This is a genomic window from Paenibacillus sp. MER TA 81-3 (genome assembly GCF_023713585.1).
Taxonomy (GTDB): Bacteria; Bacillota; Bacilli; order Paenibacillales; family Paenibacillaceae; genus Paenibacillus_B; species Paenibacillus_B profundus.
Genome location: NZ_JAMAWB010000050.1, coordinates 1 through 892, shown reverse-complemented (window position 1 = coordinate 892; position 892 = coordinate 1). Strand labels below are relative to the sequence as shown.

1 protein-coding gene is annotated in these 892 nt (G+C 47.5%); it reads right to left on the bottom strand.

Annotated features, from left to right (window positions below; all coding sequences use genetic code 11):
* On the bottom strand, positions 1-781 hold a 781-nt coding region (locus M3650_RS31145), incomplete at its 3' end, for an IS30 family transposase (protein ID WP_251580221.1).
* Positions 782-892 lie beyond the last annotated feature (111 nt).

The window sequence follows — 892 nt, the reverse complement described above, 5'->3', positions numbered from 1 at the left end:
TTCCTCTTTGCCATGACGAATAGGGATCAGCGAAATAGACCTTAATCTTGTGCGAGGACTCAAGGTTTCGATGACAAGCAAACTCTTTGCCTCGATCCACGGTCGCCGTCTGAAACGTGGGTGTAGGATAGGACTTAGCTACTTTATCAAATGCTTCTTCCATGGAAGAAGCGGTGCGATCAGGCATCTTCACCGCAAGATACCAGCGTGTCTTACGCTCTGCAAAGGTTGCCACACAAGCTTTGCTTCTACCACGGCTAGATACGACGGTATCGAGTTCCCAATGCCCAAAGCTCTCACGCTTTCGTACTTCCACGGGACGCTGGCTGATTGTTCTTCCGATATTGAATCGTCCGCGTGTTTCTGCTGGTTTGCGGCGTTTTCCTTTGTGTCGAAGAACTTCAATGCTCCCTTGTACCAACAGGCCTGAGTACAGCCAGCGATAGATCGTTTTAAAGGATATACGGATGTCTGGATAGTCTTGTTTCATACGACCAGCGATCTGTTCAGGAGACCAAGTAGCCTCGAGTTTCTCCGTGATGTAATCGATTCGCTCAGGTGTATGCTTTCCTAAGTAACGGGCAAGATTACGACGTTCCTCAGAGGCTATATGAGCAGCATCTGCCTTGTATTCGTTGGAAATCTGATTGCGTTTCAACTCACGAGCAACACTCGAATGGTGTCGTCCTAGTTCCCTCGCTATGACTCGGGTGGACCAGCCCTGGCTGTGCAGGAGCTCTAGCTTCCCCCGTTCGAACATGTTAAAATGTGAGTAACTCATGATTGATTCCTCCGTGTAATGGTTGTTGTGGTGACTCCATTTTACACGAATCAATCATGAGCCATTTTTTTATTTAATGGTAACTGTCGCACTTCATATTACAATCCGTCA